The organism is uncultured Marinobacter sp. (assembly GCF_947259545.1).
In the GTDB taxonomy this organism is placed as follows: Bacteria; Pseudomonadota; Gammaproteobacteria; order Pseudomonadales; family Oleiphilaceae; genus Marinobacter.
Map to the genome: position 1 here is coordinate 137,232 of NZ_CAMYMK010000009.1, position 19,384 is coordinate 156,615.

Consider the following 19,384-nt stretch of genomic DNA (forward strand, 5'->3'; position numbering starts at 1 on the left):
TCATTTTTTGATGGAGCAGTCTTTTAGTATACACACCCCGGTCAGGGCCGGTTCAACCTCCAATCGTCGTAAACTGTCATCGCCTGCTCAATGGCGGCGACAAACGTAACCCGCTGACGATCGTCCGGTGTCCTGCGTTTACGGCACCGATCAAAGACCTTCTGGATGTCCTGGCGGCTTTTCCGGTCCAGGTTTTCCAGCCAGTGACTATCCGCTGGTGCCAGATCCAGCTGATCGCGACCGGCATGATTGCGGTGGCTGATATGCCACCAGTGATCCACGGCCCGTCCCAATACAACATAGCCGAACTGACTGTCCTGTACAGGGCCGAAGGTGGCGGTTTTCAGCCCGTCCTGGAGGGCGCCGATCTTCAGCGCCGGCAGCGCCAGCCGATCGCCATAGAAATAGCTGCCGGCGGCGCCGAGAATGCCTCCCACCAGGGCAACCGTGCCCAGTGACGAACCGAAGGTGAGTGCGTCAATGCCGGCACCACCAACGGCACCGGCCCCAAAACCTGCGGTGGCCAGGTATCGCCGGCTGACAGCCCAGACACGGCGACTGTCCTCACTGAACAGGTCGTGGTCGCTATGCCACTCGAGTTCTGCCTCCTGACGTTGAATCCGTTTATGTTGGTACAGGTGTTCAATGGAGACCCGAAGGGTCTGCTCACGTCGACGCTGATGCTGATACCAGCTGCGTCGCAGGGTGTCCGCGAGGGTCTGCTCGCTGGTTTCCGTGGCCTGATTGGTCGTCAGGGTGCGCTTTTCCTGGTAGGACATCATGTCTTCCAGGGCTTTGGCGATCAGTCGGGCGGCCTGGGTTTTCCGCTCCCTGCGCTGGTCCGCGAGAAAACCGGTGGCCTGCTCCAGAGGCGATTCCCAGGCCGGTTCCAGTTGGCCGAAGGCCCTCAGGAGGCTGAGATGTTGCTCAAAATGTGCGCGAACAGCGTCGAACTTGCGGACAACCTGAAAAAATTGACCAAGCGCGGCCTGCCAGGCATTGCTGTAATCGTCAGGACCAATACTGTTGATCAAGGCCAGGCTGGGGCGACCGGTCCAACGCAGAATGGTCATTTCCGCTTCGTGTTCTGCGCTGTAGGGCACCGACCCATCGACCACGTAGATGATGCCAGCCCCTTCAATCAGCGGGGTCAGCAGTTCGCACTCGTCAGTAAAGCGCGGGTCGTCGCGATGTTGGGTCACGAAAGCCGCGACGGTTTCGGCGCGATCCGAGGCGGATACACTGTGGGCATCCAGCCATTCCAGAACCCGTCTTGGGCGCTGGAACCCGGGGGTATCCACCAGTGTGTAGAGGGTTCTGCCATCGACGGTTAGCGGATAGGCCTGACGTTGACGGGTGGTGCCGGGCTCCAGGGCGATGGCGATGGCGTCGTTCTGGGACAGGGTCGCCACCACACTGGACTTGCCTTTGTTGGGATGGCCGACCACCGCAAAAACCGGAGTGTTGTCCATGGCTTACAACTCCCCCTGGCGGTACGGGTTGCGGGGAAACAATGGCGGAAGGCTGACGCAGGCGAAGTTGGTTCCGAATCGCTCGGTAAACCGCAGCCACTGTTGTACCTGGTGTGTGGGTGGCTCTTCCTGCCCCGAGGTGGTCAGCGGAACCACCGCTACGTGGCTGGCGGAGGGCCATAGTTCGCGGGCGTGCTGGAGAAAGTCCTGAAGCTCGGCAGTCGGTGGCTCCCAACTGCGGGTAACCACGATCACCGCGGGCCGGGTGATGGTCGCAAGGTGATCGGCGGCTTTCTCCAGTGTGTTCGTGTCGTCCTGAAGTGAGGCCCGGCCGCCAGCATGAAGCACCAGGGTATCGGGGCCATTGAGGGCATCCGGGAGCTCCGGTTCCCCGGCGCCGGCCCAGCAGATAACGGTGTCGCTTTCCGGAAGCGGCATCAGCTGACTGTTCGTGGTGGTATCCGGTTGGTGCTCGGCATCGTTATGGGCGTTGCCGGTTTCCAGTGTCGGCGTTTCCATCCGATAGTGTAATGCGATCAGCCCGGGGTGACGATCAAGCAGCCGACTGGCCCGTAATCGCAGATGGCCATCGGCAAGGATGGCCAGTATCAAACGCGGCAGCACGACATAGAAAACCCACGCCATGGTGACAAACGGCCACCAGTCACCCAGTCGGGCCGGGTCGCTGATGATGCCACCGGTTTGGGCACGGAAGAAGCGGGTGGTCTCCACCAGATTGGCGTCGGGTACCGCGGCGGGCCAGAGCCATTGCCAGGGAGTTGCAATGGCCTGTACCAGGCCGAGGAATCGTTGGCTCTCGGTATTGAGGGTCGTGCTCCAGCCAAACGCCAGGTCCTGAACGACCACCATCACCAACAGCGTGAGCAAACCGCAGACACCAAATGCGAGACCGCCAACATGAGCAGCCCGGGCCATGAGTTGTGGTTGAAGCTGGCGCAGGCCCCTGACCGATTTCTGGTCGGAAAACCGGGACAGCAGCGGACGCCAGGGCTGCCATCCGGCAAAGGCCTGGAGTGTGGTTAAGCCTGCCAGCAGGCACTGGAGCAAGACAAAAGCGAGGATAACAGTAACGTTGATGCGCTGGCCGCCCTCGTAAAACAACAGACCGAGCATGGTGAGGGCCCCCAGCGCAGAACCTGCCAGGATAAATCCCGTGATGATGCGACGCCAGGTTCCGAGGGCCGCATCGGCATTGGCTTCCCCTCCCTGCCCGCTTAAACGGGCCAGGTGAGCCAGCCAGTGTCGTGGGGAGGGGGAAACGCCGCGTTGTTGGCAATCCAGGGCATATTTCCGGTCGCGCCTGTGCAGAAAAGCTGGAGGTTGCTCCTGATCACGGCGTACCTGGTCGTCAAATTCCAGCAACAGGCGGATGGCGGTATCGGTCATTCAACGTCCCGGTGGCAAGTTCGGTAGGTCATCCCTATGAATGCTAGGATATAGGGATTCCGGCCACCGATACCAGACATACCATGCCCCACCATCTGATGAATCTCCGCCACGTTCCCGATGACGAGGCGGATGAAATCCGCGAATTGTTCGCATCCCATGACGTTCGCTACTATGAAACCCCGCCCAGTCGCTGGGGGATCAGCATGGGGGGCTTCTGGGTCCACGACGATGACGAGGCCGCCCGGGCCCGGACTTTGCTGGAAGAGTATCAGCAACAGCGCCGGACGCGACAGCGGACGGAATACGAGCACGAACTCGCGGCGGGCCGGGTCGGCGGCTTCTGGTTTCGGTTACGGCAAAAGCCCGTCAGGACGCTGGCCGCCTGCCTGGCCATCGTTGTCATCGCCGCCCTGAGCCTGCTGCCTTTCGTCAGAATTGGCTAGGGCTACTGTCAGGAGGCAGGCTGTGCCGGCGCAGAAAGTCTGCCGCCCGCTCCACCGCCTGTCCCGCGGTCAGGAAACTGGTCAGGTGACCGCGAAGGTGCATCCGGTAGAGTTCATTGTCCACGTTGTTCGCTTGCAGTGTCTGCTGCAGCCGTTTCGCCTGAGTGAATGGCACCAGCATATCCATGCCGCCATGGAACAGGAAGAACGGGGGAGCGGATGGGGTGACATGGGTCACCGGCGATGCCTGCCGGTAGATGTCGGGAATCTCCTGCTGTTCTCCTCCCAGGAACTGCTTGATCAGCCTGCCGGAATCAAACGCCTCCAAATCAGATGGTATTCCACCGGCGACGACGGCAGTGGGACGAGTCGGGTCACCGCCATAAGGGTCGTTCAACGGGCTGTCGGAACTGGCAACCAGTGCCATCAGTGACACCAGGTGAGCGCCGGATGAGAAGCCAAAGGCACTGATGGCCGAGCGGTCCAGTCCGTATTCGCTGCTGTGCTGGTGAAGCCAGTGCATAGCGACCTGCATGTCGTGGAGCTGAGCGGGGAAGATGTACTTCGGCGCAAATCGATAATCGACGTTCATCACCGCGAATCCCTGACTGGCCAGGTCCTCGGCAATCCACGCCATATCCTTGCGGGAGCGCCGTTCCCATCCACCGCCATGCACCAGTAACACCGTGGCACGTTTGCCTTTGGTTTCGGGAAGATAGAGGTCGGCGTAGAGAGTCTGCGGCCATTCCTCGGGGGTATAGGCAATATCGCTGAGCATGCGGAAATCGGTGTGGGGATGTTCCGGCGTGGATTCCGGTGCATCGGAATGAGTGGCACAGCCCCACAGGCTGCTAATCATCAACAGCATGATTGTTATCCGGTAACGGAATGGGATGAACATTATGAGCTCCCGCAGGGGTGAGTCGAGATTGGGTTATCAAGCTTTTACGCCGCGTGAGAGGGTTCGGATGCATATCAGGTCTGTGATTTCTCTCACATTTTACCGGGTCCACTGGCGACATGTCGGAAACTGAATTTCGGAAAAACCAGCGAAACCAGCAAGTTGTCATATGTCGCCTTTGTGATGACCCCGTTGCCAGGACATTCGAGGCTACCCTGCCAATCTGAACCTGAAATGGAGTGTTTAGGGTTCCGCCCCACAAACGACTCGGGCTTATCGCTCGGAGAACCAAATCCCGCGTGTCAAAAAGGAACTTAGCCATGTCGTACCTGCGCCGCAGATCCGTACTGTTTCCCCGCCTTGTGATCGCCACCAGCCTGGTGGGCATGTCACCTCTGCTGAATGCAAGTATGGGCAATATTGGATCGACCTATGGCGTGTTGCCGACAGATATCGCCTCCGCACAGGCTTTATCCATGTTTAACACCCAGGTGTCGGCCAATTTCTACAACCCCGCTTACCTGGCTTCGGACTCCCGTGGTGAGCTGACCGCCGGCCTGCTGCATGCCCAGCCTGATCTGGAAGCCACAGGTAGCAACGGCACCTTCAGTTTTGAAAAGGAAAGTCAGCATGTACTGATCGGTATGAAAACCGATCTCACCTCGATGTTTCGAAACGGCCCGCCGATCTACCTCGGGTTTATTGCCGGAGTGGAAAAGTACGGCAAGGAAATGCTGGCCTTTGGTTCGCAAACATCCGGCGAGGGCCAGTTTCTGGACTATGGCCGCCAGCCATTGTTCCTGAACATTGGTGCTGCCTCGAATGTCTGGCGAGGTGTCAGCGTTGGTGTCTCGGCCCGGGTCACGCTTCATGCCACCGCGGAGCTGCGGGCCGTCAGCGATCTGGCGGGGAATACCGAAAAGGAAAAACTGTCGGTCAACGCCGAACCCTCCGTTCGCCTGATCTATTCCACCAGTGTCGACCTGGGGAGCACCGTCTGTCCGGAGAGTCAGTGCCTGCTCAGTGGCTGGGAAGTGGCTGCAGTCTATCGCACCAGTTCGGATACCAATACCACGGTGGATTCGAGTGTGGTCATTCCCGGCTTGATACCGGCGTCTGCCCCTCTGGAATTCACTATTCGTACCTACGACTCCTACCAGCCCGAGACCCTGGCGCTGGGGTTGCAGTACAAGGGCGATGGCTGGCGGATTGGCGGCAGCCTGGAACAACAGAACTGGTCGGGCCTGAGTGACAAGTTCGAAGGAGACCAGATCAAGGATCAGGCCGAGGTGGGCTTTGACGACATTATTGTCCCCCGTGTCGGCGGTGAGTATCAGTTCCACCGCAATTTTGCGCTGACCACCGGCCTGGCCTATCAGGAATCTTCCCTTGAGGACGGCCTGACACCGGATGTGAATTATTACGACAGTGACCGATTCATCGTGGGCCTGGGTCTGTCCGCGCAGTACGAGCAAACGCGCCTTCTGGCATACCCGGTCCGCCTGGACATCGGGTACCAGTTCCATCAACTGGATGATCGTGAATTTGAGTTGAGCTCCACCGGTTCCGGTAACGAAACGGTGACCAACGGGCGGGTGACTGCCGGGGGCGAAGTCCATGTCATCGCCGGTTCCATCACCCTGAAATTCTGAACAGGAGGCCTCCATGAACTTTTGCAAAGTCGGCTCACTGGTGCTGGTTACGGCGGCCTTGCTGGCTGCGTGCGGAGGAGAGGACTCCAGCATGCAGATGCCGGGTCCTGCGCCCTCACTGATATACAGTTATCCCGCGGATGGTCAGCGCCAGGTCTCGCCCCGGGCCAGTCTGGTGCTGAGGTTTTCCAAGCCAGTGGATCAGCCTGAACTGGCACTGGAGGCCGGGGATGAGCGGGTCGAGCATAAGCTGACCCCGGTGGATGGTGGCCAGAGCTGGGTGATTCGCCCGGCTGCCGCCCTTCAACCGGCCACGACCTACAGTGTTCGCCTGCAGCGACCGGTCCGGGCCGGCGATACTGTCATTGAGCAGTTGGGTAGTGATGGCAACCTGGAGTTCCAGACCCGTGGTAGTTTCAGTGGCATCCGCTCACTCTCCGGCACGGCAACCGAATTTGAAGTCGAGGGCATGGTCCCTGACGGTGAGCATTATCCCCTGGTGGATTTTTCGACCCTCCGACTGTCATTCAGTCAGCCTGTTCATCCGGCCGGCGCCGTCTACGGGGAGTCGGTGAGGCTGGAAGACAGTGCCGGTAACCTGGTCCCCGCGCGGGTGTTGTCCGGAAAGCGGCACCTGGTGATAGACCCGGTGGCCGGTACAGACGGCTCAGAATCAGATCTGAACCCCGGCGAAACCTACCGGCTGGTTGTCCGCGACCTGCCCAATGCCTATGGCGATCAGTTGGCCAATTATGAAACCACCCTCACCCCGCAGGACTCGGGCCCGGGGGAAACCCTCTACCAGGCGGCGGTTGCCAACTCGGATGCCCGGGACCTGCGCTCGGTACTGAACGGAGAGCCCATTAACGGCATTGCTCTGAGTTCGGTGTTGCTGGGGAATACCCCCACTTCCTACCAGACCGGAGAGATGTGGGCAGAGCTGGCCTATGCGCCGGACTACCCCGAAATGACGCCGTTGCAGATCCCCGCCGGAACGTTACTGAGCAGCACCTCCCTGGATGTGAACGTCGGCGGCGTGGTGCCGTTGATGACCGACAGTGGGGTCCAGACAACGGGTGCCATCCGGGTAACCACAATTACCGACGCGGTGGGGTACCTCTACCGGAACCCATACTCCGATGCGGATGACGCACCCCGACATATCCGCCTGTTCATGGATGTCGCCATGAGCACCGAGGAAGCGCAACCGAATGCTGCGCTGTCCCAGAATATCCTTGGTCTGGAGCTGGTGGGCACCGCCATCATCCGGAACGGGACCCTGGAAATCGATGCCCTGAGCATGGTCGAACCGCGGCTACTGGGGCTTGAGAATGCGGTGGCGTCACTGGCGTTCCGGATTGAGGCGGACACCCTGGACCGAGCCCAACAGACTGCGCCGGACCCGCTGGTGGACACGCAGGGCCCGGAGTTGTTGAGCTGGATGCCGGATGAGGCGGGCTCAGGCCTGCACAATGCCCATCGTCCCGGGGATCCGATTACCCTGTTTTTCGATGAACCGGTATCGCGGGAGTCCCTTGCTGACGGACTCCGGGTCCTCGCGAACGGCAATCCCGAGGAGGTGCTGGATCTATCCGTGGATGGAACCAGTGTGTCGGTGATGCCGGCCGGCGGTCTTGTTCACGGCACGCATTATCAGATTCGGCTGACATCGGACCTTACCGACCTGGCTGGTAATGGCGCTGTGCCCGAGGAACTGTCGTTCGAGCTCCCGGTCCAGGCGGACCAGTCTGCGTCGTCCCCACTGGCGGTTGCGGTTTATCCCGGGTTCCCCTGTGTCACCAAGGGGCTGGATTTGCTGAACGACCAGCATGGGCGTTGCGTGGGTGCCATTGATGCCAACGGCGTGGACTACAACCTGGATGACGAAAGCATGCCGGTGGTTTCACTGCCCGTTAACCGGCCCATTGCGGTGACGTTTTCCCAGTCCATGGATCCTGCGTCCATCCGCCTGAACGAAACTTTCACGGTGGAAAAGGTGACCGATCCGGGTGATGGCACCGGTGATAACGTCCAGGTTGCCCGGGACCCGGTGGCGGGCCGGCTTGAGATAACCGCGCGTAAGCTCTGGTTCTATCCGGAGCAACCATGGCAACAAGGGAGCCGGTACCGATACACCTTGTCCTCGGAGGCATCTGAATCCCCGGACTGCGATACCGCCATCTGTTCTGTTGCTGGCCAGGCGCTGGAGACCGACGCCCTCGCCGGTTTGAGCCAACCGGGCGGTCCGGATATGACCATTTATTTCCGGGGCGGTGCGCCGTCCGATTCGGTGCTGCTGCCCCTGAGAAACCTCCCGGTGCGGGATGTGAACGCCGACGGGGTGGTTCAGTGTGGCATCGTGGATGAGACGGACAGTGATGGTGTTGTGATCCGCAAGGTCTACGAGCGTGACTGCACAGAGCCGCCCGATGTGGTCCTGGATGACGCGGGCCAGCCACTCACGCCACCTCAGGCTACCCGGGTCGTCAGCCGGAACCGCGAAGAGGCCCGTGTTGGCTGTAACCGCGACCGTAAGGATATCTACTCGTCCTGGATTGAAACCGAGTGTCCGGAGCTCAAGTTCATCTACATGACCGGAGCCCTGAACACCGAGGTTGTGGGGCCGGTGGACCCGGATGATCCGTCGGCGGGTGTTCGCGTTCTGCTTCATCCCACCCTGCTGACTACTACGTCCCTGACGGTGAATGCCAAAGTGGGTACAGACCTGACATGGGCGGAAACACCGACCGGTCCGCAGGTTATTCGCATGCGCTATGCAATGGATGAAGAGGGCAATCGCACGCGTCTGATACCGGGGGTCATCCGCACCGGTGACGACGGTTTTCCGGTCTTTGAAACTGATGTAAAGACCTATCTGGATGCCCCGGACCTGGCCACCCCACTGGACCTGCCCCACAACCTGCACAGTGTACCTCTGGATCTGGACCTGGCGGGTGAAGTGCGCTTCCTGGATGATGGCCGTCAGGTGATTGAGCAATACAATCAGGTGGCACAGACGTTGGCGGTGGATGTCGGTGGCATTGTCGCCTTTGACCTGGAGATACCGGCCAACGGCCTGCACTTGAGCTACCTGTCCTCCCCGGTCAAATCCATGATTGGGGTGAATTCGGGGCGCTGATCCGCCGGCGACTCCGTTCTTCGGGGGCGGAGTCCGCTTGTCGCTGTTCGGGTTTTCGGACGGTGTCTGGTTATCCGGACATCGTTTTTAACTGCCTGTTTTCAGAGCGTCAGCGGCTAACTGGGCATTTGGCAGTGTCCGGAATCCCGGATAACCTTCGCTCGATTTCCTGTCTGAATAGAAAATATTCTGTATTTTCAATGTCTTGGTAAGTTGGCACAGCATACGCATAGCAGCCAGTCAGGCCGGAGTGCCTGAGGTTCGGCCTGATCGTTGATAACAACAAACAAGGAACGAATCATGAGACGATTGCTGCTATGCACCCTGATCGGTGCAATCGGGGCTGCGCCCGCCACTGGTAATGAGGGCAAGCCGCCGTTCAACACGATACCCGATTTTATCTCCAGTGATATCCAACAGGCATGGTACGACGGCGTGACCGACGACCTGCTGACGGCCGGCCTTGGCGCCGACGGACTGGCCAGTGCAACCCCGCCGGCCTTTGATGATGCCCTCAACCCGACCCCCGCGGAACTCCGACGACTGGCGATCTACAACAACTACCGCGCGCTGGTGGACACCGCGCCGGGCGGTGGTTATGGCACCTTCTTCGGGCCCAGTGTGGGAGTTGACGGAAACGGTATGATTGCCGGCGAGGAGTTCCTCGCGTTGATGGCGGTACCAGGTCATACGGTGCCGGTGACCGTGATGGTCCAGGTGCCGGACAGTTTCGAACCCCGTCAGCCCTGTATGGTGACTGCACCTTCCTCCGGTTCGCGGGGTGTGTATGGTGCGATTGGTACCGCTGGCGAATGGGGTCTGAAAAAAGGCTGTGCCGTGGTCTATACCGACAAGGGCACCGGAACCGGAGCCCACAATCTGGCCACCAACAGCGCCCAGCGTATCGACGGTACCCTGACCACCAGTGACGACGAGGCGGTGCTGTTCCGTGCCGGTCTGGATGATGCCGCGCGGGCAGACTTCAACAACCAGTGGCCGGATCGGTTCGCCTATAAGCACGCTCACTCTGGCGTGAACCCGGAAGCTGACTGGGGGACCCATGTGCTGCAGTCGATCGAGTTTGGCTTCTATGTGCTGAACGAGACGTTTGGCCGCGAACTGGGTAATGGTGAGCGATTGATTACCATCAAGCCGAGGAACACCCTGGTGATTGCCTCCAGTGTTTCCAACGGAGGTGGTGCGTCGGTACGGGCCGCTGAACAGGACGACCGGGGGCTGATCGACGGCGTTGCGGTTTCCGAACCCAACGTTAACCCACAGGTGGATACCTCGTTCACCATTCGCCAGGGCAATGGCCCGGTCATTTCCGAACACAGCCGCAGCCTGCTGGATTACACCACGGCGCTGGCGGTGTATCAGGGCTGTGCCAATCAGGCACCGGCGATTCGGGATGTGGCGCCTTTTAACTCGGTGTTCAATCCGCCGGCCATTGGTGAAAATATCTGCGATTCACTGGCCAGCAAGGGCCTGGTTTCCGGTGTTACTACCGAGGAACGGGCCACGGATGCCTTGCGGATCCTGAACGAGGACTTTGGTATCCAGCCCGAGCAGAACCTGCTGGCGCCGGTGCATTTTGGCCTCTCGGTGGCACAGGGTATCTCCATGACCTACGCCAACGCCTATGCTCAGGCGGGTGTTGAGGATCGGGTTTGTGGTCTGAGTCTGGCGGCGACGGATGGAACCGGAGCGGTGGTTCCGTTGGCCCCGGCACAGGAAGCTGCCCTGTTCTCGGCCAGCAACGGCATTCCGCCGAGTGCCGGTGTGAATGTTGTGAATGACAACGCCGTGGGCCAGCCAACCCATCTGGCCATGAGCGCCTCGGCCAGTACCGGTCAGCAGGACTATGGCCTGGATGCGCTGCTGTGCCTGCACAGCCTGGTGCAGGGTGAGGATGTCGCCACGGGCAATCCCCTGACGGGCGCCGATACCGCCCTGGCCGACGCGATCGATCAGGGTATTGAGGCCATTCGCGCGAGTGGCGATCTGCGGGGCAAGCCGGCGGTGTTCGTTACCGGGCGGGCCGATGCGATCCTGCCGATCAATCACACATCCCGGCCATACCTGGCACTGAATCGACTGGTTGAGGGTGATAGCTCCGGCCTGCGTTATTACGAAATTCTCAACGCCCATCACCTGGATGTGTTGAATGGATTTCCGGGCGTGGCGGAGCGCTATGTTCCCCTGCACCATTACTACTTCCAGGCGCTGGATCTGGTCTACGACCATCTGACCGAGGGCCGAGCCCTGCCGCCGAGTCAGGTGGTGCGAACGGTGCCGCGTGGTGACATCACGACGGCATTGTCGGAGACCAATGTGCCGGATATCCAGGATCAGCCGCCGGAGAGTGATCTGATCGTGTTTGCTGATCATCAGCTGAATATCCCTGATTGACGGGCTGCGCAGGTTTTGTACCATGCAAGACAATCTCTCTGGCGGTAACCGGTACATGACCCAGCTTTTTGCCCACAATAAAAAGAATGGCCTCACTCAAGAACTCATCGAAGCCCTGATTCCGATGTTTGAGGAGGCCAGTGCCGGGGCGATCGCTGTGGACCGTGACAGCCGGATTACCTGGATCAACGCCAGCTATTCCGAGTTGCTGGGCTTCGACTCTCCGTCGTCAATGATCGGGAGGTTCGTGCGGGATGTGATCCCGCACACCCGCATGCCCGAGGTGGTGGAGACCGGGAAACCGCTGCTGCTGGATATCATGGAACACCAGAGCCAGCAGTTTGTGGTTACCCGCCTGCCATTCTTCGATGAAGACGGCGGGATAGTCGGCGCGGTGGCCTTCGTCCTCTACGACGACCTGCAGCCGCTGACACCTCTGGTCAGCAAGTTTCGGCGTTTGCACCAGGACCTGGTTGCTGCCCGCAAAGCACTGGCAAAAAAGACCCGTGGTACCCGCTACAGTCTGGGGGATTTTGTCGGTGCGAGTCCGGCGTCCCTGGAGGTCAAACGCCGGGCCCGGCTGGCCGCCGGTCGGGATATGCCGGTGCTGCTGTTGGGTGAGACCGGTACCGGCAAGGAGGTGCTGGCCCAGGCCATTCATACGGTATCCGGGCGCGCGGAAAAGCCCTTTGTGGGGGTGAATGTGGCGGCCATTCCGGACAATCTGCTGGAAGCGGAATTCTTTGGTGTGGCTCCCGGTGCTTATACCGGTGCTGATCGCCGTACCCGCGACGGCAAGTTTCAGCTCGCCAACGGCGGCACCCTGTTTCTGGATGAAGTGGGTGATATGCCGCTGCCGTTGCAGGCCAAACTGTTGCGGGCGCTGCAGGAAGGGGAGATTGAGCCGCTGGGTTCCAACAAGGTGGTGTCGGTGGATGTCCGTGTCATTGCCGCCACCAGTCGCAACCTGGAAACCATGATGGCTGAAGGCAGCTTCCGCTCCGATCTGTATTACCGGCTCAATGTCCTGGAAATACCGATTCCGCCCCTGAGGGAGCGGCTGGCGGACCTCGGTGTGCTGTGCGAAGCCTTGCTCGAAGATATCTGTGATGGCCTGGAAATACGCGGTGAGATAACCGATGCAGCGGTTTCCGCACTGGGTGGTTACGACTGGCCGGGTAATATTCGTGAACTGAGAAATGTGCTGGAGCGGGCGCTCACCATGGGTGAGGATAACGGTCTCCTGGATGCCGATGCCATCTTCAAGGTGCTTCCCCGTAACGGTTCACGGCCGCAGTCATCCCTCTCCCCCCGACCGGTCAGGCCGCTGGCCCAGGTGATGGCAGAGGCGGAAGCGCAGGCAATCGAGTCGGCGCTGGTGGCCTGTCGGGGAAACCGGACCCGGGCAGCCAAGCTTCTGGGTATCTCCCGTTCCGTTCTGTATGAAAAGCTCGCCAGGATGTCCTGAAATCAGGACAGTTGTTCTGAGATCAGGACAACTACCTACGACATAGGTATTAATGCGTCCTGAAATCCGGACGTTTTGATGCGCCCTTCTCGGCAAGAAAATATCTAACCTTCTGTTTTAACACGTTTTTTGTAGTCTGGCACGGCATCTGCTAAATCCCCGATGCAGGACGTCAGAACAACGCAGAAAACAAGACTGACGCTCAACGTTGGACCCACACTTTGTAATGTCGGTCTCGTTTTCTGCGATGTCTGACTACACTCAGACTAGGACCGTCAGTCAAGAATCGGCGGCCGGATAAAACAACAATGTTAGGAGACTTGCTAATGAAACTCTTCAAGGCTCTCGCCGGAATCACCGGTGCGATCGCCCTGTCCGCAGGATCGGCGTTCGCAGACGACCTTCGCTGGAAAATGCCTGTTGCTTTCGCCACCAATCTCCCAGGTCTCGGTTCCCCCGCAGCCTGGGTGGCCGACAATTTGACCACCGCGTCCGATGGCTCCATTCAGGTCCGGGTATATGAGCCGGGCAAGCTGGTGCCCCCTTTCGATATTCTGCAATCTGTTTCTGATGGCAAGGTAGCCGCCGGCTACACCTGGATCGGCTACGACCAGGGCAAGGTGCCTGCGATTCCGCTGTTTGCTGCTGTGCCTTTTGGTATGAAGCCCCCCGCTTACATTGGCTGGTATTACTTCGGTGGCGGCCACGAAATGCTGCAGGAAGTCTACGACAACAAAGGCTTCAAGGTTCATGCCCAGTTGTGCGGCATTATCGGTCCTGAAACAGCGGGATGGTACTCCAAGCCCATCAAAACACTGGAAGACTACAAAGGCTTGAAGATTCGCTTCGCTGGCCTGGGTGGCAAGGTTCTCGAAAAACTGGGCGCCTCCGTCACCATGATGCCCGGCGGCGAGCTATACCAGGCCCTGGAAAAAGGCACCATTGATGCCACCGAATTCTCCATGCCCGCCATCGATCAGATCCTGGGCTTCAACCAGGTCGTCAAATACAACCTGTTCCCGGGCTGGCACCAGCAGTTCACGGCTCAGTACATGCTGATCAACAAGGATGAGTGGAAGAAGGCCACCAAGGCGCAGAAGGCGCTGGTTGAGGCTTCCTGCACCGCGGCCACCACTCGTGGTCTGGCCGAGGGCGAGTACAAGAACGGCAAGGTTCTGGCTGAATTCCAGGACAAGGGTGTTCAGGCCGACCAGATTCCCCGTGACGTTCTGCTCAAGCTGAGAGACGTGACTGAGGAAGTACTTGAGGAAGAAGCGTCCAAGGATGCCGACTTCAAGCGTGTCTATGAAAGCCAGCAGGAATTCATGGAATCCTACAAGATATGGGATACACGCGCCTACGTCCCGGCGGACCTGTAAGGTTCGGGGCTGACCTGGGCATCGGAAGCAATTCCGGTGCTCTCTGATCCACTTTGGATGGCCCTTCGGGGCCATCCTTGTTTCATAACGGGCTTTCTGAACGAGGAACTGTTGTATGGCAGTGTCTGGTAAAGGCTCACCGCAGGATGTGCGGGCATCCGTGTCCGACGCCGGTAAGTTTATTCATCATCACACGGAGTTTCCTACAACCTGGCTCAGTCAGGTTGTAGACGGTGCAATTTCTGCAATTGGCAAGAGTGCTTCCTGGCTCTGGGTGGTGGTCACCGGCGTGATCATCTATGCAGTGGTGGGCCGCTATGCCTTCGGCCTTGGTTCGGTGACGCTGGAAGAAGTCCAGTGGCATCTGGCAGGTGCTGGCTGGCTACTGGGGCTGGGCTACACACTGGTGACGGATGATCATGTGAGGGTGGACGTGATCCATGAACGCCTTTCCCTCAAAGGTCAGGCCTGGATTGAGCTCTTTGGCGTGGTATTCCTGCTGTTACCGTTTCTTGTGCTGGCAGTTTACGAAATGGTTCCCTACGCCTTCAGTTCCTGGCAACAGGGCGAGACCAGCCAGGCACCCGCCGGGCTTCCACACCGCTGGATTCTCAAGGGCATTCTGGCATTGTCTTTTGTTGTGCTGATTCTGGCTGCCCTGTCCCGCCTGCTGAAAGTAACGGCTCTGCTGTTCGGCTTTCCGAAGCCAATCCGGATCGAGTCCGGAAATAACAAGAAAGAGGATGCGTCCTGATGGAGCTTGAAACCCTATTTGTAATCGGCATGTTCCTGACGTTCGGGGCATTGCTGATGACCGGTTTTCCGGTTGCCTGGGTGTTGGGTGGCACCGCGGTTATCTGGACGGTGATTGGCGTGGTGGCCGTTGATAACTTCGGCGCCAATTTGTGGTTCGACTATTCCTCCTCCATGGGGCTGGTGCCTGAGCGTGTGTGGAAAGTTGTAAGTAGTGAGACCCTTGTGGCCCTGCCCATGTTTATCTTCATGGGCATCATGCTTGATCAGTCCGGCGTCGCCGAGCGGCTGATGAACAGCATGGTGAAACTGTTTGGCGCGGTTCGCGGTGGCTATGCGGTCACAGTGATTGTCATCGGCGTACTGTTGGCAGCCACCACCGGTATCATCGGTGCGTCCGTGGTGCTTCTGGGCATGCTCTCCCTGCCGGTGATGATGGAAAACAAGTACGACAAGGGGTTTGCCGTTGGCACTGCCTGTGCCACCGGCACCCTGGGGATTCTGATTCCCCCGTCCATCATGCTGGTGCTGATGGCAGACCGGCTGGCGGTACCTGAGGCCTCGGTGGGCGACCTCTTTATGGGCGCGTTCTTCCCCGGTTTAATGCTGGGTGCCATGTACGTGGCCTATGCCATTATTCGCCCCATGCTGCAGCCGCATATTGCGCCGGTGCCGGCAGGTACGGAGAAAGTGTCCTGGAGCATTGTATGGGAAGTGGCGAAGGCCGTGGTGCCCACGGCGGCGCTGATCCTGGGTGTGCTTGGTTCCATCTTTGCCGGTATTGCCACGCCCACGGAGGCTTCCGGCGTCGGTGCCCTGGGCGCACTGTTACTGGCGCTGATGGCTAGACGCCTTAACCTGAAAGTGCTCAACTCATCGCTGCAACAGACCACTCGCACGTCCGCTTTCATCTTTGCGATTTTCCTGGGCGCGACGGCGTTCTCTGTAGTACTACGGGGCCTCGGTGGCGACCGGGTAATCGAAGACGCGCTGCTGGGGCTGCCATTTGGACCCTATGGTGTGGTGCTGACCATTCTGTTCGCTGTGTTCCTGCTCGGCTTCTTCCTGGACTGGGTTGAGATTACCCTCATCATCCTGCCGCTGGTGGCACCGGTGGTTCAAACGCTGGGTTTTGACCTGGTGTGGTTCACCATCCTCTTTGCCATGTGCCTGCAGACGTCGTTCCTGACGCCACCGGTAGGCTTTGCCCTGTTCTATATCAAAGGTGTCGCGCCGCCGGAAATCAGCGTGATGGATATCTACAAGGGTGTTATACCCTTCATCATCATTCAGCTGGTGGGGCTGGCCATCGTATTCCTGGTGCCCGAGATCGCTACCTGGCTGCCTGCTGCGGCTTATGACTAAGGAGATAATAAAATGCGTCTAGAAAACCGGATTGCTCTGGTGACCGGTGCCGGTCGTGGCATCGGCAGGGCCATTGCCGAACACTATGGGCGTGAGGGGGCAAAGGTGGCGGTTGCCGACCTGACCCTGGAAAGTGCCCGCGACACCGTTCAGGCAATAGAGGCCAGCGGCGGCACGGCCATGGCCATTGCGATGGACGTCACCAATGAGCAGGCTGTTGATGATGGTGTGGCCGCCATTGTCGAGCAATGGGGCGGGCTGGACATTGCGCTGGCCAACGCCGGTGTCCAGCACATCGACCCGGTGCACAAGTTGGCGTTTGCGGACTGGAGCAAAGTCATGAGCGTGCACCTTGACGGCGCGTTCCTGGTCACTCGTGCAGCTCTGCAGCACATGTATGCCTCCGGTGGCGGTACCATGTTGTACATGGGCTCCGTACATTCTCTGGAGGCGTCTCCCCTGAAGGCCCCCTACGTTGCCGCCAAACACGGTATGCTCGGCCTGTGCCGTGCAGTTGCCAAGGAAGGAGCCGAGCATGGCGTGCGCAGTAACATTATCTGCCCGGGCTTTGTACGGACCCCCCTGGTGGACAAACAGATCCCGGAACAGGCAAAGGAACTGGGGATTTCCGAGGAAGACGTCATCAGCAAGGTCATGCTGAAAAATACCGTGGATGGCAAGTTCACGACCCTTGACGATGTATCCGAACTGGCCGTTCACCTGGCTGCCTTCCCGTCAGCAGCCCTGACTGGCCAATCCATTGTCGTCAGCCACGGCTGGCACATGCAGTAATGAGCAGGAGAGACGGATGAGCAATACAGAACAATCACCGGTAGTCTGGTCTCCCTCGGAAGACACTCTGACCAACTGCCAGATGGCCCGCTTCAAGGCGTGGCTGGAAGACCAGGGTTTCGGACCCTTTGCCGATTACCACGCCCTGCACCAGTGGTCCATCGACGAACTGGACACCTTCTGGGCAAAGGTCTGGGATTATTGCGGGTTGGTGAGTGATACCCCCGCCGACCGGGTACTTGGCAAACGGGATATGCCGGGCGCTGAATGGTTTCCGGGCATGAAAACGAATTTTGCCGCCAACCTGCTACGCCTGGCCGACGGTGAACAGGCCAATAAGGAAGCGGTTGTAGCCTATTGCGAGACCCGACCGGTGTTGCGTCGCAGCTACGCGGAACTGAAGGCGGATACCGGCGCCCTGGAAGCTTTCCTGCGGGATCAGGGAATCCAGCAGGGTGATCGCGTCGCCGGTGTGGTCACCAACGGCTATGAAGCCCTGGTCGGCATGCTGGCGGCGACCAGCCTGGGCGCGATCTGGAGTTCCGCGTCGCCGGACTTCGGCGTTGGCGCGATTCTCGACCGCTTCGGCCAGATCGAACCATCCGCGCTGATTGTGGTGAACGGCTATGGCTATGGCGGCAAAGTGTTTGCCCGCCAGGACGATTTCGCCGAACTGATCGCCGGGCTGCCAACACTGAAGTGTGTGGTCAGTGTCCAGCAGCTGCCGGAGGAAGCGCCCATCGCCGGCGAGCGTGTCACCACCTGGGAAGACGCCCTCGCCTTCGGTGCTGGTAAAGCGCCGTCCTTTACGCCGCTGCCTCCGGATCACCCGGTCTACATCCTGTATTCCTCGGGCACTACCGGCAAACCCAAGTGCATCGTCCACGGCGCCGCCGGCCTGCTGGTCAACCACGCCAAGGAACTGATGCTCCACGGCGACGTCGGTCCGGAGGACCGCTTCCTCTATTTCACCACCTGCGGCTGGATGATGTGGAACTGGCAGGCCTCCGCCCTGCTGACCGGCGCGGCAGTGATCACCGTGGACGGCTCTCCCGGTTACCCGGATCTGAATTTCCTGTGGGACACCGTGGCCACCGAAAAAGTCACCCATTTCGGCACCAGTGCCCGCTTCCTGGCCGGTTGTCGAAAAGCTGAGCTCAAGCCTGCCCAAAATCTCGATCTCAGCGCCCTGCGTGTGCTCTTCTCCACTGGTTCGCCACTGTTGCCGGAAGACTACGACTGGGTCTACAGCGCCGGTGCCCCTGGCGTTCTGCTGGGCTCCATAGCCGGCGGCACCGACATCTGCGGCTGCTTCGTTGGTTCCACTCCGCTGCTGCCGGTGCGCCGTGGCGAAATTCAGTGTCGCTTCCTCGGTGTTGACGCTGTGGCCTATGGCGACGACGGCAAACCGGTCAGTGAAGGCCGCGGCGAACTGGTCTGCCGTCAGCCGCTGCCGTCCATGCCCGTATGTTTCTGGCAGGATCCGGAAGGCGAGCGATACCGCGACGCCTACTTCAACACCTTCCCGGGGGTGTGGGCCCACGGCGACTTCATCGAATTCACCGAACACGGCGGTGCCATCATCTACGGCCGCTCCGACGCCACCCTGAACCCGGGCGGTGTAAGAATCGGCACTGCGGAAATCTACCGTCAGGTGGAAACCGAAGCGGCGGTGAAAGACAGTCTGGTCATCGGCCGCCAGATCGACGGCGACGTGGAAGTGGTCCTGCTGGTGGTAACGGCTGAGGGAGAAACCCTCGGGGAAGCACTGGTCAAACGCCTGAAAACCCGCATCCGCGAAGGCGCCAGCCCGAGGCACGTTCCCAAACACGTGATCACCGTGCCGGACATTCCCTACACCCGCAGTGGCAAAAAAGTGGAACTGGCCGTCGCAAGACTGATCAACGGCTCTGCCCGCAGCGACAACCGCGACGCGCTCGCCAATCCGGAGGCTCTCGATCAGATCCGCGAGTGCCTGGCCGAAGCGAATTTGCTGCCAAAGGGATAATCCGACCTACGGTTCAGGGGCAGAAACGCCAGAGGCATATCAAGGATTATGGTCGGGGACAGTCCCCAAAACAGTCAGGGAAGCCACGCTTTCCGTTTTGGGGACTGTCCCCGACCATAATCCGCGCCCCAAAGCCTAAGAAAGCCACGCTTTCCGTTTTGGGAGCTCCACCCGGACACCATCCGAGCCC

At 59.7% G+C, this 19,384-nt stretch carries 13 protein-coding genes; 10 read left to right on the forward strand and 3 right to left on the reverse strand.

What is annotated here, in order from left to right; all coding sequences use genetic code 11:
* Positions 1-41: 41 nt before the first annotated feature.
* Entirely contained in the window at positions 42-1,472 is a 1,431-nt protein-coding gene (locus tag Q0Y21_RS15355; protein WP_297797378.1) for a GTPase/DUF3482 domain-containing protein, read from the reverse strand.
* A gap of 3 nt (positions 1,473-1,475) precedes the next feature.
* The gene (locus Q0Y21_RS15360; protein WP_297797380.1) at positions 1,476-2,879 is read right to left on the reverse strand and encodes a DUF2868 domain-containing protein; all 1,404 of its coding nucleotides are present in this window, start codon (positions 2,877-2,879) and stop codon (positions 1,476-1,478) included.
* 83 nt (positions 2,880-2,962) lie between these two features.
* On the opposite strand from Q0Y21_RS15360, the gene Q0Y21_RS15365 reads away from it, so the two are divergent.
* On the forward strand, positions 2,963-3,325 hold the full coding sequence (locus Q0Y21_RS15365) for a DUF6164 family protein (protein ID WP_297797382.1): 363 nt from the start codon (positions 2,963-2,965) through the stop codon (positions 3,323-3,325).
* On the opposite strand, the gene Q0Y21_RS15370 is transcribed toward Q0Y21_RS15365, so the two are convergent.
* Positions 3,312-4,193, reverse strand: a complete 882-nt coding sequence (locus tag Q0Y21_RS15370; protein WP_297797384.1) for an alpha/beta hydrolase — start codon at positions 4,191-4,193, stop codon at positions 3,312-3,314. The genes Q0Y21_RS15365 and Q0Y21_RS15370 overlap by 14 nt on opposite strands.
* A gap of 353 nt (positions 4,194-4,546) precedes the next feature.
* Here Q0Y21_RS15370 and Q0Y21_RS15375 point away from each other — a divergent pair, with 353 nt between their 5' ends.
* From Q0Y21_RS15375 to Q0Y21_RS15415, 9 genes are all read left to right on the forward strand, one after another.
* Positions 4,547-5,878, forward strand: a complete 1,332-nt coding sequence (locus Q0Y21_RS15375) for an outer membrane protein transport protein (RefSeq protein ID WP_297797386.1) — start codon at positions 4,547-4,549, stop codon at positions 5,876-5,878.
* 13 nt (positions 5,879-5,891) lie between these two features.
* Positions 5,892-9,017 (forward strand): Ig-like domain-containing protein, encoded by a 3,126-nt coding sequence (locus Q0Y21_RS15380; protein ID WP_297797388.1) that lies wholly within the window; start codon positions 5,892-5,894, stop codon positions 9,015-9,017.
* A 300-nt stretch (positions 9,018-9,317) separates the two neighbouring features.
* Positions 9,318-11,429, forward strand: coding sequence for a 3-hydroxybutyrate oligomer hydrolase family protein (locus Q0Y21_RS15385; RefSeq protein ID WP_297797390.1), 2,112 nt, complete (start codon positions 9,318-9,320; stop codon positions 11,427-11,429).
* A 55-nt stretch (positions 11,430-11,484) separates the two neighbouring features.
* Positions 11,485-12,897, forward strand: coding sequence for a sigma 54-interacting transcriptional regulator (locus Q0Y21_RS15390; protein ID WP_297797825.1), 1,413 nt, complete (start codon positions 11,485-11,487; stop codon positions 12,895-12,897).
* Between the two features lie 326 nt (positions 12,898-13,223).
* On the forward strand, positions 13,224-14,276 hold the full coding sequence (locus tag Q0Y21_RS15395; protein WP_297797392.1) for a TRAP transporter substrate-binding protein: 1,053 nt from the start codon (positions 13,224-13,226) through the stop codon (positions 14,274-14,276).
* Between the two features lie 115 nt (positions 14,277-14,391).
* Positions 14,392-15,030 (forward strand): TRAP transporter small permease subunit, encoded by a 639-nt coding sequence (locus Q0Y21_RS15400; RefSeq protein WP_297797394.1) that lies wholly within the window; start codon positions 14,392-14,394, stop codon positions 15,028-15,030.
* Positions 15,030-16,394 (forward strand): TRAP transporter large permease subunit, encoded by a 1,365-nt coding sequence (locus Q0Y21_RS15405; RefSeq protein WP_297797396.1) that lies wholly within the window; start codon positions 15,030-15,032, stop codon positions 16,392-16,394. Before Q0Y21_RS15400 ends, Q0Y21_RS15405 begins: the two co-directional genes overlap by 1 nt.
* Positions 16,395-16,406: 12 nt before the next feature.
* On the forward strand, positions 16,407-17,186 hold the full coding sequence (locus tag Q0Y21_RS15410) for a 3-hydroxybutyrate dehydrogenase (RefSeq protein WP_297797398.1): 780 nt from the start codon (positions 16,407-16,409) through the stop codon (positions 17,184-17,186).
* 16 nt (positions 17,187-17,202) lie between these two features.
* Complete coding sequence (locus Q0Y21_RS15415) at positions 17,203-19,194, forward strand: acetoacetate--CoA ligase (protein WP_297797400.1); 1,992 nt, start codon at positions 17,203-17,205, stop codon at positions 19,192-19,194.
* The last annotated feature ends 190 nt before the right edge of the window (positions 19,195-19,384 follow it).

What these genes read in the sequence shown, in the direction of transcription:
- Q0Y21_RS15380 (WP_297797388.1), top strand. Translation starts at nt 5,892, where the DNA reads ATGAACTTTTGCAAAGTCGGCTCACTGGTGCTGGTTACGGCGGCCTTG.
- Q0Y21_RS15370 (WP_297797384.1), bottom strand. Translation starts at nt 4,193, where the DNA reads ATGCTGTTGATGATTAGCAGCCTGTGGGGCTGTGCCACTCATTCCGAT.
- Q0Y21_RS15365 (WP_297797382.1), top strand. Translation starts at nt 2,963, where the DNA reads ATGCCCCACCATCTGATGAATCTCCGCCACGTTCCCGATGACGAGGCG.
- Q0Y21_RS15375 (WP_297797386.1), top strand. Translation starts at nt 4,547, where the DNA reads ATGTCGTACCTGCGCCGCAGATCCGTACTGTTTCCCCGCCTTGTGATC.
- Q0Y21_RS15405 (WP_297797396.1), top strand. Translation starts at nt 15,030, where the DNA reads ATGGAGCTTGAAACCCTATTTGTAATCGGCATGTTCCTGACGTTCGGG.
- Q0Y21_RS15395 (WP_297797392.1), top strand. Translation starts at nt 13,224, where the DNA reads ATGAAACTCTTCAAGGCTCTCGCCGGAATCACCGGTGCGATCGCCCTG.
- Q0Y21_RS15415 (WP_297797400.1), top strand. Translation starts at nt 17,203, where the DNA reads ATGAGCAATACAGAACAATCACCGGTAGTCTGGTCTCCCTCGGAAGAC.
- Q0Y21_RS15410 (WP_297797398.1), top strand. Translation starts at nt 16,407, where the DNA reads ATGCGTCTAGAAAACCGGATTGCTCTGGTGACCGGTGCCGGTCGTGGC.
- Q0Y21_RS15360 (WP_297797380.1), bottom strand. Translation starts at nt 2,879, where the DNA reads ATGACCGATACCGCCATCCGCCTGTTGCTGGAATTTGACGACCAGGTA.
- Q0Y21_RS15355 (WP_297797378.1), bottom strand. Translation starts at nt 1,472, where the DNA reads ATGGACAACACTCCGGTTTTTGCGGTGGTCGGCCATCCCAACAAAGGC.
- Q0Y21_RS15385 (WP_297797390.1), top strand. Translation starts at nt 9,318, where the DNA reads ATGAGACGATTGCTGCTATGCACCCTGATCGGTGCAATCGGGGCTGCG.
- Q0Y21_RS15390 (WP_297797825.1), top strand. Translation starts at nt 11,485, where the DNA reads ATGACCCAGCTTTTTGCCCACAATAAAAAGAATGGCCTCACTCAAGAA.
- Q0Y21_RS15400 (WP_297797394.1), top strand. Translation starts at nt 14,392, where the DNA reads ATGGCAGTGTCTGGTAAAGGCTCACCGCAGGATGTGCGGGCATCCGTG.